At 71.5% G+C, this 13,935-nt stretch carries 12 protein-coding genes; 2 read left to right on the forward strand and 10 right to left on the reverse strand.

Features of this window, described 5'->3' with window-relative positions; genetic code table 11:
• Window positions 1-4 precede the first annotated feature (4 nt).
• The 3 genes from nadD to HDA41_RS13150 all read right to left on the reverse strand — a co-directional run bounded on the left by nadD (window position 5) and on the right by HDA41_RS13150 (window position 1,322).
• Window positions 5-748, reverse strand: a complete 744-nt coding sequence (gene nadD, locus HDA41_RS13140; protein ID WP_184983669.1) for a nicotinate-nucleotide adenylyltransferase — start codon at window positions 746-748, stop codon at window positions 5-7.
• An 84-nt stretch (window positions 749-832) separates the two neighbouring features.
• Window positions 833-997, reverse strand: coding sequence for a hypothetical protein (locus tag HDA41_RS13145; RefSeq protein ID WP_184983671.1), 165 nt, complete (start codon window positions 995-997; stop codon window positions 833-835).
• Window positions 998-1,160: 163 nt separating this feature from the next.
• Window positions 1,161-1,322 (reverse strand): hypothetical protein, encoded by a 162-nt coding sequence (locus HDA41_RS13150; RefSeq protein ID WP_184983673.1) that lies wholly within the window; start codon window positions 1,320-1,322, stop codon window positions 1,161-1,163.
• A gap of 125 nt (window positions 1,323-1,447) precedes the next feature.
• Between HDA41_RS13150 and HDA41_RS13155 the strand changes: the two genes are divergently transcribed.
• Window positions 1,448-2,572: a M48 family metallopeptidase gene (locus HDA41_RS13155; protein WP_184983675.1), complete on the forward strand. Its 1,125-nt coding sequence runs from the start codon at window positions 1,448-1,450 to the stop codon at window positions 2,570-2,572.
• Between the two features lie 92 nt (window positions 2,573-2,664).
• Here HDA41_RS13155 and HDA41_RS13160 read toward each other — a convergent pair whose 3' ends face one another.
• From HDA41_RS13160 to proB, 5 genes are all read right to left on the reverse strand, one after another.
• Window positions 2,665-3,738, reverse strand: a complete 1,074-nt coding sequence (locus HDA41_RS13160) for an SCO2583 family membrane protein (protein ID WP_184983678.1) — start codon at window positions 3,736-3,738, stop codon at window positions 2,665-2,667.
• Window positions 3,739-3,827: 89 nt separating this feature from the next.
• Window positions 3,828-4,394, reverse strand: coding sequence for an SCO2584 family spore wall biosynthesis protein (locus HDA41_RS13165; protein WP_446561899.1), 567 nt, complete (start codon window positions 4,392-4,394; stop codon window positions 3,828-3,830).
• A 159-nt stretch (window positions 4,395-4,553) separates the two neighbouring features.
• Entirely contained in the window at window positions 4,554-5,840 is a 1,287-nt protein-coding gene (locus tag HDA41_RS13170; protein ID WP_184983682.1) for a glutamate-5-semialdehyde dehydrogenase, read from the reverse strand.
• 95 nt (window positions 5,841-5,935) lie between these two features.
• Window positions 5,936-6,394, reverse strand: coding sequence for a DUF8830 family protein (locus HDA41_RS13175; protein WP_184993364.1), 459 nt, complete (start codon window positions 6,392-6,394; stop codon window positions 5,936-5,938).
• 134 nt (window positions 6,395-6,528) lie between these two features.
• Window positions 6,529-7,635, reverse strand: a complete 1,107-nt coding sequence (proB, locus tag HDA41_RS13180; protein ID WP_184993362.1) for a glutamate 5-kinase — start codon at window positions 7,633-7,635, stop codon at window positions 6,529-6,531.
• A gap of 470 nt (window positions 7,636-8,105) precedes the next feature.
• Between proB and HDA41_RS13185 the strand changes: the two genes are divergently transcribed.
• A complete protein-coding gene (locus tag HDA41_RS13185; RefSeq protein WP_184993366.1) occupies window positions 8,106-10,163 on the forward strand; it encodes a hypothetical protein in 2,058 nt (685 codons plus the stop codon).
• 76 nt (window positions 10,164-10,239) lie between these two features.
• Here HDA41_RS13185 and HDA41_RS13190 read toward each other — a convergent pair whose 3' ends face one another.
• Both HDA41_RS13190 and HDA41_RS13195 read right to left on the reverse strand, forming a co-directional pair.
• Window positions 10,240-11,448: a glycosyltransferase family 2 protein gene (locus HDA41_RS13190; RefSeq protein ID WP_184983685.1), complete on the reverse strand. Its 1,209-nt coding sequence runs from the start codon at window positions 11,446-11,448 to the stop codon at window positions 10,240-10,242.
• A gap of 204 nt (window positions 11,449-11,652) precedes the next feature.
• The gene (locus tag HDA41_RS13195) at window positions 11,653-13,788 is read right to left on the reverse strand and encodes a CDP-glycerol glycerophosphotransferase family protein (RefSeq protein WP_230299373.1); all 2,136 of its coding nucleotides are present in this window, start codon (window positions 13,786-13,788) and stop codon (window positions 11,653-11,655) included.
• Window positions 13,789-13,935 lie beyond the last annotated feature (147 nt).

The raw sequence follows: 13,935 nt of genomic DNA on the forward strand, positions 1-13,935 counted from the left end.
CGGCTCACTCGCCGCGGTACAGCTCGCGCTTGTCGATGTAGCGCACGACTCCGTCCGGCACCAGGTACCAGATGGGGTCGCCCTTGGCGACTCTCGCACGGCAGTCCGTGGAGGAGATGGCGAGGGCGGGGACCTCGACGAGGGAGACGCCGCCCTCCGGGAGCCCTGGGTCGTTCAGGTGGTGGCCCGGCCGCGTGACCCCGATGAAGTGCGCGAGGGAGATCAGTTCCTCGCTGTCCCGCCAGGTGAGGATCTGGGCGAGCGCGTCGGCGCCGGTGATGAAGAACAGGTCCGTGTCGGGGTTGAGCGCGCGCAGGTCGCGCAGGGTGTCCACGGTGTAGGTGGGGCCGCCGCGGTCGATGTCGATGCGGCTCACGGAGAACTGCGGGTTCTCGGCGGTCGCGATGACCGTCATCAGGTAGCGGTCCTCGGCAGGGGAGACCTTGCGGTGGGTCTTCTGCCACGGCTGGCCTGTCGGGACGAAGACCACCTCGTCGAGGTGGAACGCCGCGGCGACCTCGCTGGCCGCCACCAGGTGCCCGTGGTGGATCGGGTCGAAGGTGCCGCCCATGACGCCGAGGCGGCGCTTGCCCGGCTGGGGCCGGCCGGTTCCGGGGCCGTCGATCTGGCGGTGCGCCGGGGCGGCACGGCGGGGCTCCGAAGGTCGCTCGGTGCCGCTCGCCGTGTCCTGTGCCGGGTCGCGCGGCGTCTCGTTCGCCGGACCGGTAGGCATGTCCTGCTCTCCCATGCGTGCAGACCCTACCGGCCCTGCCTGAGGGCTACGGCCGCCCCCGTGGTCCCCGTGCCCCCCGCACGGGGTGCCCTGCCGGGCTCAGCGGTCGCGGTTGAAGCGGGTGGTGATCCACAGCATCAGCAGCAGGATGAAGAGGGCGGCGCCACCGGTGAGGAAGGGGCTGAGGCTCTCGTGGTTTCCGCCGTGCTCCTCGCCCTCGGCGGCGAGGGTGACCAACTGGGCAGCGGTGCTGTGGAAGCTCATCTTCGGCAGGACCTATCGGTGTGGGCGGGTTAAAGACGTCGGCTCATCGTAAGCGGGCGCCCCGACCGCGATCACCCCGACTCCGCCTGTTTGTGACACGGAGGCGGTGGGTGCTCCCGCCCGGCCCGGTCCCAGGGCCCGGCGGGGGAACCTTCCCGGCGACTCAGTCGTCCTTCCGTCTGTAGCCACGCAGCAGGAACCACGCGGTCAGCACACAGCCCAGGATCATCACGAGCAGGACGTACCGCAGCATCCCCGGCCCCCCTTGCCGGTCGGCGGCGGTCGCGGCCTCGGCGAGCCAGGCGGCTGCGGGGTGGTGCTCCATGGCGGTGTTCTCCTTCGCTGTACTGCCCGACCACCGTAACTCCGCCTAGGCTGGGCTCTGCCTCAGGGAAGCAAAAGGCCGCACAAGGGGCCGTAAAGGTCACACAGACGCACATGGGGGAAGACATGTCCGACGGCCACGAGCACAACGGGCACGAGAACGTGCCGAGCAGGCAGCGCAGGCGCTTCCCCGGAATCTCCTCGCGTACGTACGAGCATCCGGCCGACCGCTCCGCCCTCGTGGCGCTGCGCAAGCTGAGCGGTTTCGACACGGTGTTCAAGGCGCTCAGCGGCCTGCTTCCCGAGCGCAGTCTCCGGCTGCTGTTCCTGTCCGACTCGGTGCGGGTGTCGGACCAGCAGTTCTCTCATCTGAACGTGATGCTGCGGGACGCCTGCTACATCCTGGACCTGGAGAAGGTCCCGCCGATGTACGTGAGCCAGGACCCGCAGCCGAACGCGATGTGCATCGGCCTGGACGAGCCGATCATCGTGGTCACGACAGGGCTCGTCGAGCTGCTCGACGAGGAGGAGATGCGGGCGGTCGTCGGGCACGAGGTGGGGCACGCGCTGTCCGGGCACTCGGTCTACCGGACCATCCTGCTTTTCCTGACGAGCCTCGCCGTCCGGGTCGCCTGGATCCCCCTGGGCAACCTCGCGATCATGGCGATCGTGACCGGGCTGCGCGAGTGGTTCCGCAAGTCGGAGCTGTCGGCGGACCGGGCGGGGCTGCTGGTCGGGCAGGACCTGCAGGCGTCCATGCGCGGTCTGATGAAGATCGCGGGCGGCAACCACCTGCACGAGATGAACGTGGACGCGTTCCTCGCCCAGGCCGAGGAGTACGAGGCCGGGGGCGACCTGCGCGACTCGGTGCTGAAGATCCTGAACGTGCTGCCGCGCTCCCACCCCTTCACCACCGTGCGGGCGGCCGAGCTGAAGAAGTGGGCCGAGTCGCGGGACTACCAGCGGATCATGGACGGGCACTACCCGCGGCGCGACGAGGACAAGGACACCTCGGTCCGGGACTCCTGGCGCGAGTCGGCGAACCACTACACGACCCATGTGAAGAGCTCCAAGGACCCGCTGATGAAGCTGGTCACCGACCTCGCCGGTGGCGCCGGCGACCTGGGCGACCGCGTCCGGCGCGGCTTCGGCGGCTTCGCGAACCCGGCCCAGAAGCCGCCCCGGGGGCCTGAGACGCCGCGCCCGTCGGACTCTCCGGGAGACGACCGGCCGCCGCGCGACGACAGCTGAGGAGCGCCGGACGACAGCTGAGGAGTGCCGGGAGGGCCACAGCGGTCTGGAGAGCCCGGCTCCCAGACGCCCCGGCTCTCACGCGGCCCGGCTCACACCTTCGGCTGCGCGCTCTTCGCCAAGGAGCCGCACAGGGCCGTGGCGCTGCCCGTGGCGTAGGGGTCCGTGCCGGCGGGGCCGCCTTCCTTGGCCGTCTGGCCGGCCAGGAGGGGACGCAGGTGGTTCGTGGAGTCCTCGGCGCAGGAGAGCGGGCCGGCCTGGACGTAGGAGACGACGAGCTGGGCCTGGCGCAGGCGCAGGTCGTCGCGGTCGAAGCGGAAGTGCAGCTCGCGCCGGACGGTGAACAGGGACACCTCGGCCTTGTCACCGGCCCCGGCCGGCCGCAGCGCGTACACGAACGTGTGGTCGGCGGTGACCTCAAGTGTCGACGAGTCGGCCTCGGCGGCCTGGAGCGTGCCCTGGACCCGCACCTTGCGGTCGGCCAGCTCGGCGCGGGAGGGGTCGAAGCGGACGAGCCAGCCGGTGGGCGCGTGGCGTCCGTCCGCGGTGGGGCGGGCGAAGCTCTGGTCGAACTGGCCCAGCTGGTCGGGGGCCAGCAGGACGCGGACGGCCCGGACCTCACGGCCCATGAGCACGTCCGGGTCGAGGGCGGAGCGGACGATGTAGTCCTTGGCGGTGGTCAGGGCGCTGACGACCTGGCTGTCCGAGAAATGCGCGGTGCGCCGCGAGGCGGGCAGCGGCACGCCCTCCGCGCCGGTCTTGAACTGCGCGGCGGGGCTGTGCTCGTACAGGTACGCCGTGTCGGCCGTGCCTGGCACCTTGCCCTCGGGGGCGAGCGGGATGACGGTCATCCTCAGGGGTTCGGCGGACTCCTGGGCGGTGGGGGTCTGGTAGGGGTGCCGTACACCCATGTAGATCGCGGTGCCGAAGGCGATGGCGATCAGCAGGACCAGGACCAACGCCTGCCGGGACAGGCCCCGGCGCGCCAGAGGCGGGGCGCGGCGCACGGCGGGCGCGTGGTCGCCGATGCGCTCCTGGGCGGAGTACTCCTGGAGGCGGGCAGCCCGGACGAACGACTCGTCGAAGACGACGGATCGGTACTCGTCCTCTCCACCTCCGGGAGCGCCCTCGGGTGTCCCCTCAGGTGGGTCTCCAGGCCCGCCCATATCTTCAGGGTAGGTCGCCGGAAGCTCGGGTAAACGCCCCGCTGCACCACAAGTTCTGACAGGTCCTCACCAGGACGGGCGGGTTCCGGTCAGGGGTTGCGCGGGATCACCGAGACCGCCGGCTGGGAGTAGTCCGCGGAAGCGGAGGGAGCCGCCCCGCTGCCCTGTTCCAGCCCGGTCGAGGTGGGCGTCGGCACAGGGTCCTGCCGGTTGGAGGACGCGCCCCGGTAGACCGCCGTGAAGGCCAGCGCGACCATGCCGATGCCCATCACGAGGGCGAGCAGCCAGGCGACGGGGCGGTGCCAGCGGACCTGTTTGGAGTACGGCCCCGTGCCGCCGTAGCGGTCCTCGAGGATGTCGGAGTCGTCCAGCTCGTCCAGCTCGGGATCATGGCCGAAATCGCCGTGCCCGTCCGGGCCGTACCCGTCGTCGTACCGCTCGCCTCTGGAGTGCGCGCGGCGCGCCTCCGCCTCGGCTCTCGCCTTGGCGGCGGCCAGGAGGCGCTCCACGGCGGTCGGCTCGTGCACCACGGCCGCGCGTACGAAGGCCTCGTCGAAGACCACGGAGGCGAACTCTTCGTCCGACACCCCGCGGTCATGGTCGTCGTCGGGCTCCCGGCCGTCAGGAAACGGCGTGCCCCCCACGTCCTCCGGCACGGTTCCAGAGTAGACCTGGGGGGTCATTTTGGGCAGACGGTATGGAAATTCATCCGCCGGTTGAGACGGCGTTCACGGGGTGCCGCACGGCGCACGCCCGGCCGGGTCCGCCCCTGCCGCACACGCATGCGCCGCTTCGCATACCCCCTGGCAGGCGGCTCAGCGCCGCACGTGCCCGTCCCCGGTGACGATGTACTTGGTGCTGGTCAGCTCCGGCAGCCCCATCGGGCCGCGGGCGTGCAGCTTCTGCGTGGAGATGCCGATCTCCGCGCCGAAGCCGAACTGGCCGCCGTCGGTGAAGCGGGTGGAGGCGTTGACGGCGACCGTGGTCGAGTCGACCAGCTGGGTGAAGCGGCGGGCGGCCTGCTGGGAGGTCGTGACGATGGCCTCGGTGTGGCCGGAAGTCCACAGCCGGATGTGCTCGACGGCCTTGTCGAGCGAGTCCACCACGGCTGCGGCGATGTCGTACGAGAGGTACTCCGTCTCCCAGTCCTCGGCGGTCGCGTCGACGACGGTGGCCTTGGAGTTCTTGGCGTAGGCCTGCACGCGCTCGTCGGCGTGCACGGTGACCCCGGCCTCCGCGAGGGCGTCCAGGGCACGGGGCAGGAACTCGGCGGCGATGTCCTGGTGGACCAGCAGGGTCTCGGCGGCGTTGCAGACGCCGACGCGCTGGGCCTTGGAGTTGATCAGGATCTCGACGGCCATGTCGAGGTCGGCCTGGGCGTCGACGTAGACGTGGCAGTTGCCCGTGCCGGTCTCGATGACCGGGACGACGGACTCCTGGACGACCGTGTTGATCAGGGAGGCGCCGCCCCGCGGGATGAGCACGTCGACCAGGCCGCGGGCGCGCATCAGCTCGCGGACGCTGTCGCGGCTCTCGCCGGGCACGAGCTGGATGGCGTCGGCGGGCAGCCCGGCCCCGCCCACGGCGTCGCGCAGGACGCGCACGAGGGCGGTGTTCGACTGGTACGCCGAGGAGGAGCCGCGCAGCAGGACCGCGTTGCCGGACTTCAGACAGAGGGCGGCGGCGTCGACGGTGACGTTCGGCCGGCCCTCGTAGATGATCCCGACGACGCCGAGCGGCACGCGGACCTGGCGCAGGTCGATGCCGTTGGGCAGTGTGGAGCCGCGCACCACCTCGCCGACCGGGTCGGGCAGCGCGGCGACGTCGCGCACGTCCGCGGCGATGGCGCGGACCCGCTCGGGGGTGAGCGTGAGCCGGTCGATCATGCCCTCGCTGGTGCCGGCCTCGCGGGCCTTGGCGACGTCCTGGGCGTTGGCCTCGACGATCTCGCTCGTACGGACCTCCAGCGCATCGGCGATGGCAAGCAGCGCGTCGTCCTTGTCGGCCCGCGGCAGCGGCGCGAGGCTCGCGGCGGCGGCCTTGGCACGGTAGGCGGCCTCGGTGACCGGGGACATGGAGTCGTACGGCGAAAGCGTGGTCATGAGGGAAGCGTAGTGCGCCGGGCGAGACCGTTCACCGCTCGTTCCACACCCCGAGACGCTTCCCGAGACAGTCCCGGGACATCCGCCGGACCGGATCAAAAGGGATGGACTCCGACCGGCGACGCCGGCGGCAGCCCGTATCCCTCGGCGATGCGCTGGTGGTAGGTCGCGCGGTCGATGACCTCCAGGCCGACGATCTCCCAGGGCGGCAGCCCCGCGGTCTGCCGGTGCTCGCCCCACAGGCGCAGGGCGACGGCGGCCGCGTCGTGCAGGTCGCGGGCCTCCTCCCAGTAGCGGATCTCCGCGTGGTCGACGGCGTACCGGCTGGTCAGGAGGAAGGGGTGATCATGGGCGAGCTGTTCCAGGGCGCGCCGCACCTCGGGGAGGGGGGCCTCCTTGCCGGAGACGCTGAGGGTGACGTGCCACAGGCGCGGGGTGTCCGCGGGTTCCTCGCCCTCGAACCGGTCCCCGGCCGCCACGCTCGTCAGGGCCCGCTCCTCGCCGGCCGCGCGGGAGCCGGCACCACCACGGGACGCCGTGGCCCCAGGGCGCACTCGTCTCACGACGGCCTCCTTTGCACAGTGGCACTGCTGCGGAATATGTCCCCGGGACAAAGTTGAGCAGGCCGCAGGAGATCGCGGGGCGGTTTTGCGGAACGTCCACCACCGGGGGCGGACGTTTCGGCGCATTACGGGTGCAGGAGCACCAGGTCGTCCCTGTGTACGACCTCGCGTTCGTACGCGGGTCCGAGTTCGCGAGCCAGTTCGCGGGTGGAGCGGCCGAGCAGCCGGGGGATCTCCTTGGCGTCGAAGCTGACGAGCCCGCGGGCCACGGCCCGGCCCGTGCCGTCCCGCAGCTCGACCGGGTCGCCGGCGCTGAACTCGCCCTCGACGGCGGCGATCCCGGCCGGCAGCAGCGACTTGCGGCGCTCCACGACGGCCTCGACGGCACCGTCGTCCAGGGTGAGGGCGCCCTGCGGGGTGGAGGCGTGCTGGAGCCACAGCAGCCGGTCGGCGGAGCGCTTGCCGGTGGGGTGGAAGTAGGTGCCGGTGTCCTGGCCGGTCAGGGCGTCGGCCGCGTGGATGGCGCTGGTCAGGACGACGGGGACGCCGGCCGCGGCCGCGATCCGGGCGGCCTCGACCTTGGTGACCATGCCACCGGTGCCGACGCCGGCCTTGCCCACGCTGCCGATCTGGACGCCCGCGAGGTCGGACGGATCGCGCACCTCGGCGATGCGGGAGGTGCCGGGCTTGCCGGGGTCGCCGTCGTAGACGCCGTCCACGTCGGACAGCAGTACCAGCAGGTCGGCGTGGACGAGGTGGGCGACGAGGGCGGCGAGACGGTCGTTGTCGCCGAAGCGGATCTCGTCCGTGGCGACGGTGTCGTTCTCGTTGACGATCGGGAAGGCGCCCATCGCGAGCAGCTTGTCGAGGGTGCGGGAGGCGTTGCGGTGGTGGGCGCGGCGGCTCATGTCGTCGGAGGTCAGGAGCACCTGGCCGACGCGGACGCCGTAGCGGGCGAAGGAGGCGGTGTAACGGGCGACCAGCAGGCCCTGGCCGACGCTGGCGGCGGCCTGCTGCCGGGCGAGGTCCTTGGGGCGGCGGCGCAGGCCCAGCGGGGCGAGACCGGCGGCGATGGCGCCGGAGGAGACCAGGACGATCTCGCGTTCCCCGCCGCTGCGGACCTTGGCGAGCACGTCGACGAGCGCGTCCACTCGATCCGCGTCCAGGCCGCCCGACGCGGTCGTCAGCGAGGAGGACCCGACCTTGACGACGATCCTGCGGGCCTCGCCCACGGCCTGCCTTACCCCTGCCACGTCGCCGTCCGTCCCCTCGCGTCGATTCGGTCGCTCACCGAGAAATCTACGGGACGTCCGGCCAGGACACGGCGCGGGTCCACGCTACGGACGGTACGGCGAGCGTCACGGCTCGACGGCCGCGCTCCCGCGGGCGCGGACACGGGATGTGACGATGCCGTCCCGGGCACGGGCTCCGTGCCGTTGCCGGACACGGACTCGGCAGTGTTCCCCGGACACAGGCTCGCCTGCCGTCCCGGACACGCACTGTGCGGCGCCCCCGGACACACACGGTGCAGCCGACCGCGCAGGTCCCCACCGGGCAACCCGCGGACACCGCGCACGTCCCAGAACTCGCCCGCCGCGCACCCGCGCACGCCATCCCCGACACGCGCGTGTCGTCCGGAGGTCGCCGCGCGTTAACCCGGGCGGCCGACCTGCGCCGACCCGACGCTCCTGGAGTGACCGCAGTGCCCCTACCTCTCCCCCGCCCACCGGCCCTGCTGAAGGGGCTGGTCGCCATCGTCCTGGCCGCCGCGTTCGCCGCTCAGGCGGTCGCGGCGCTACTGCCCCACGTACCGCTGCTGCTCGCCGCGACCACCGTCTCCCTGGCCACCGAGGGTGCCCTGTTCCGGTGGCAGCGCGAGGTGCTGTCGCTGTTCGCCAAGTCGCACGCGGACATCACCGTGCGGCACGTCCTGCGGGACCTGCTGCTGGTCGTGGGTCTGCTGCGGCTCGGCGAGCAGGACCGGGAGACGGTGTACGCCCCGCTGGTGGCCGGACTGCTCGCCTTCTACGTGCTGCACTGCGCGGTCCAGGCCGTCTCCGTGCTGGTGCGCCGGACCCGCACGCTGCCGGTGGTGACCCGGAACATCGACGCCTCGGCGCTGCGGCTGTCCAAGGCCCCGTCCGTGCTGCTGCGCCGCCCCGGCCACCGGCTGCTGGTGTTCGGCCTGCCCGCGACGGCCGGGCTGCTGGCCGCCGCGCCGGGCGACGAGCCGGTGTACGCGGCCGCGGGCATCACGCTCTCCCTCGCGCTCGCGCTGACCGGCCTCGGCGCACAACTCTTCCGGCTGCTGCCGGGACGCCGCCCGGCCGGCGAACAGGAGGTGCTCGACTGGTTCGACGCGTGGCTGGCCGAGTACCGGCCGACCGTGGGCCTGTACTTCTCCGGCGGTGCCTCCTCGGCCTACCAGGCCAACATGTGGCTGGAGCCGCTCGCCCAGGCCGACGGGAAGCCGGTCATCGTGCTGCGCGAGCGGTTCATGGTGCAGAAGATCGCGGCGACGGACATCCCGATCGTGTGCCTGCCGAAGGTGTCCACGCTGATGCGGCTGGAACACTCCACGCTCCAGGTCCTCATCCACCCGTCGAACTCCGGCAAGACCTCCCAGGTGCTGCGCATCCCCACGATCAGGCACACCTTCGTCAACCACGGCGAGAGTGACAAGCTGTCCTCCTGCAACCCGTACGCGAAGGCGTACGACGAGGTGTGGGTGGCCGGGCCCGCCGCGCGCGAGCGGTACGCGCTGGCCGAGGTGGGCGTCGAGGACAAGGACGTGGTGGAGACGGGCCGTCCGCAGCTGGACGCCGTGCGGCCGTACGCGGGCCCGTCGACGGAGACCTTCACGACCGTCCTGTACGCGCCGACCTGGGAGGGCTGGGACGGCAACCCCGGCAACACGTCGGTGATCGCGGCCGGTGAGAACCTGGTGCGGGCGCTGCTCGCGGACCCGGGCGTGCGGCTGCTGTACAAGCCGCATCCGCTGACGGGGTCGGTGGACCCGCGCGCGGGCGCGGCCGATCTGCGCATCCGGGAGCTGATCCGGGCGGCCAACCGGGAGCGGACGGGAGCGCGTCGCCCCACGACCGGCGCCGAACTGGCCCGGCTCGCCGAGGAGCTGGACCGGCTCACCACGGCCCGCTTCCGGGCCGGGGCGGACACGGTGGAACGGATGCGTGTGCAGTCGGCGCCGGAGCCGGGCCGGGCCGAGGCGGTGGCACGGGTGACGGCGGCCTGGGAGGAGGCGTACTGGGCCTCGCTGCCGGAGGGCGAGCACCAGATCATCACGGACGCCCGGCCCGCGCTGTACTCCTGCTTCAACGTGGCCGACCTGCTGATCAGTGACGTGTCGAGCGTGATCAGCGACTTCCTGGCGAGCGAGAAGCCGTACGCGGTGGCCAACACCAGCGCGCTGCCCGAGGAGGCCTTCCGCACGGCGTTCCCGACGGTGGCGGCGGCGACCGTGCTGACGCCGGACGCGGCCGGGGTGCCGAGTCTGCTGGAGACGGTCCGGCACCCGGAGAAGGACGACCTGGCCGAGGCACGCGCCGCGTTGAAGCTGCGCCTGCTGGGCCCGGCCGAACCACCGTCGCAGGAGCGCTTCAACGCGGCCGTACGGGCCCTGTGCGCGGAGGCCAGGGCCCACCGGGACCGGGTGGCGGAGCGCCTGACGGCGGAACTGCCCGGCCAGCGCACCAAGCCGGCGAGCGACGGGGCGGGCCTGCCGACGGCCGCACCGCACTAGCGGACAGCAGGACGAACCGACCGGCGAACCAGGCGCGGGGCCGTGGGCGATCGACCCACCGGCCCCGCGCCCGCGTTCACGCCGCCGACCGCGCCTCACGCGATGTCAGCACCCGCCGCGCCTTGCGTACCGCCCGGCGCACGAACGTGTCGACGCCGCCCTCGCGGTAGCCCGGGAAGGCGCGGGCCTCGCGCGGCTCGGCGAGGTACACCGAGTCGGGGATGCCCGCGGCGCGGTCGCGGAAGTGCGGATAGGCCAGGTAGACGCGGCGGCCCTTCTTCTCCAGGAGCGCCGCCGCCTGCTTCTTGGCCTTGACGAACTTCACGACGTCCAGCAGCAGTTCGGGACGCTGCTCGGCGACCAGGTGCAGCCGCAGCCGCTCGTGGACCTTGAGGCGCTGGGCGACGCCCTCGGTCCAGTACGCGTCCATCAGCGGCTTGGCCAGCTCGAACTTGTGCCGGCGTATCTCCTCGCTGTCCGTCAGGTACTTGGGCCCGAACTGCGGCAGCAGCGTGACGAGGAAGGGCCGGACCATCAGCTGGTCGCGCCGGCCGCCCGCGGGGACGAGTTCGGCGATCAGGTTCATCAGCGCCCGCGCGGAGTCGAAGCGCAGCGTGTAACTGCCGCTCTTCGTCACGTGCTTGCCGTCGTCACGGCCGACCAGGTAGTAGCAGGTGTGGTCGGCGACCACGGAGACGCCGTCCGCCCGCAGGTACGCCTCCATCGTGAACAGCGCGTCCTCACCGGTGAACAGCGACTCGTCGAACCGCATGCCGTGCCGGTCGAGCAGCGCGCGGCGGAACAGTTTCTGCGCGCTGAGCGTGAACTTGATGTTGGACGAGAAGACGTCCGTGCGCTCCACCGTCTTGCCCCACATGGACTTCGGTGCCGAGCGGTTGACGCCCTCGACCTTGCCGAGGACGACGTCCGTGCCGGCTCGGTCGGCCATGTCGACCATCCGTTCCAGGGCCTCGGGGCCCAGCCGGTCGTCGGCGTCGAGGAAGAAGACGTAACGCCCGGTCGCCTTGCCCAGACCGACGTTGCGCGGGCCGCTCGGGCCGCCGGAGTTCTCCTGCCGGATCACCAGGACGTGCATGGGAGCGCGCTCGGCGAACTCCTCCAGGTACTCTCCCGTGCCGTCCGTCGATCCGTCGTCCACCGCGATGACCTCGATGCGCTCCGGATCGATGGTCTGCGCCTCGACGGACGAGAGGCACTCGATCAGGTACGGCATCGCTTCGTACGCACCGATGATCACACTCACATCAGGCTGCGCCACGGACACGTTTCCCCCTAGTCAATGGGATATTCCCCCCGTATCTCCTCATTCGCTACTTGGTAGACGAGTGATCGAGGCAAGCGGTTGCCTCGATCACCTGTATCAGTGAGTCACGTCACATGGTGAACCGACAGGAAGCGGGAACGAGAAAGAGTTCGGCCCCCGAGGAATGTTCCTCGGGGGCCGAACTCCGAAGCGGGCGGCGGCGGTTCAGCCCGTGCCGACACCGTCCGTGTCACCGGCGGAGGACACCCGCTGCCCGGGCACGGCGTTCGCCAGTTCCGTCTCGGCGGTGACGGCCGCGATCCGTGACTCCTGGCCGACGTTGCGCGTCTCGGCCTTGAGCGCGAGGTTCGCGACGGCGGTGTTGAACTGGTCGATGGAGGCCGGCTCGTCCGGGCCCAGCAGGTACTGCTTGAGCTCCTTGCGGTCCCCGGCCAGCGGATCGGCGGCCGGGTCGCGCACCGCGGCGAGCAGCTCGCCCAGCTCGTCCGCGCTGTTGGACAGGATCACCGCGGCACGCACCGCCGTGTTGTTCCGCTTGAACTCCTCGGCACCCAGCTCCGCGGAGTCCGTGACCGCGTACGGCTTGCCGCTCGCGATGAAGTCGGAGACCACGCTGGAGATGTCGGAGACCATCGCGTCGGAGACGTTGAAGCAGTCGTACAGCCGCGGCATGGCGCCGGTGATGACGCGGTGCTCCCAGGTGGGGAAGGAGCGCCAGTAGGCGTCGTTCCACTCGGTGCGCAGCCGGGCGACCTCTTCGTGCCGGGCGACGTCGGCCTGCCCGTCACGGGTGGCCTCGGCCTCGTCGCGGCCCTTGTCGCCACCGGCGCCGACCAGCTGGGCGATCCGGGCCTCGATCCGGGCCAGCTCGGTCTTGGCCCGCGCCTGGGCGGCGCTGTCGGTGACGAAGCGCGCGTCGGCGGCGCGCTCGGCGGCGGCCTTCTGGACCAGGGCCGTGATGCGCTGGTGGGCGGCCTTGGCCTCCTTGCTGCGCGTGCCGGTGAAGGGGTGCGGCTTGTACAGGACACGCACCGGCGGGTCGGCCGTGATCAGCCTGCGCACGATGTTCTCGCCGGCCAGCAGGATCGAGGTGTTGCCGGGGTTGTCGTCCCAGCCCTCCCAGGTGGGGGCGTACAGGACCGTCGGGCAGTGTCCATCAGCGGCTCCGCCGCGGGGACCCTCGGGCACGCCCTGCCAGGTCTGGATCGGGGCGAGCTGCGGGCGGCCGACCTCGACGATGTCGTCGTCGCGGACACCGACGTCGGCGATGGCGTAGCGGTCGCGGCCCGCGCGGCCGGCCGTCCACACCTCGTCGTAGACCTTGCTGAACGGGTTGACGCTGGCGAGCTTGTCGCTGTCGCCGTGACCGATGAAGACGTGCTTCATGGTGGGCACGCGCAGCAGGTGGATGTTCTTGCCGACGTTCGCCGCGTAGAGCGCGACCCGCACCGTGGACAGGTCCATGTTCATCAGGTGCACCCCTCCGGGCACGCAGATGACGGGGACCGTGGTCGGCGCCAGGTTGTTCAGGATGGCCCGCTCACGCAGGATGATCAGCGGCCTGGAGTCCAGCTTCTCCATGGTGTCCAGCCACATGTTGACCTGGTACGCGGAGTCCTTCGAACCGGAGAAGTACAGGACCGTCTCCGGCTTGTACTCGCGCAGCCAGTCGTCGACGGCGGCCAGCGCCTTCTCGGCGTTCGGCGGGGTCTTCCGGCCGCGCACGTACGGCATGAGCGCCAGGACGTACAGGCAGGCGACGGCCACCGTGATGGCGATGCCGACGAAGCCGACGAGGGCCGACTTCACCTGCGCGGCGAGCAGGATGCCGCCGACCGCGAAGAGGTCGAGGTGCAGCATCTTCTCGGCGGAGCGGTGGAGCAGCCGGCGCGGCGGGGCGTCCGGGATGCGGATGCGGGACTTCAGGTCCACGTTGCGGGTGGCGACCGGCATGCGGCGGCGGTTGCGGATCAGCTGGACCAGCGCGCCGTGCGGGGCCTGGAGACCGTAGAAGGCGATGAAGCAGGCGATGGCCCCGTAGTAGATCAGGTTGTCCGCGAGGGACAGCCGGGCCAGCAGCAGGACGAGCAGCAGCTCCCGGATCAGGAAGCGGATCGACAGGCCGGCCCGGACCTTGCCGAGGCGGTTGATCAGGTAGCTGCCCTTGCGGTGCAGATAGTGGTCCGCCAGGTACGTCACGGCGGCCGCTGCCGCGAAGGCGGGAACGCTCGGGACGAGCGCGGCCAGCATGAGGGCGGGGAAGCCCGCCACCATGAGGACCGCCGCGGCCAGCTCGGCCGCGCTGCCCACCCGGGCGACGCGAATAGCGGTGGATATCACGGAGAAACCTGCTCTTGGGAGGGGTGTGCCGGTCTTGTTTCGAGAATGCGGCTGGTCTGTGAATATTCGCGGGGCTGGATGATTCAGGCCCCTGCGAACTCTCCTGTTGACGAACCCCGTTAACAGGAGGGCGCAGAGGCCTGAATT

The organism is Streptomyces caelestis, assembly GCF_014205255.1.
In the GTDB taxonomy this organism is placed as follows: domain Bacteria; phylum Actinomycetota; class Actinomycetes; order Streptomycetales; family Streptomycetaceae; genus Streptomyces; species Streptomyces caelestis.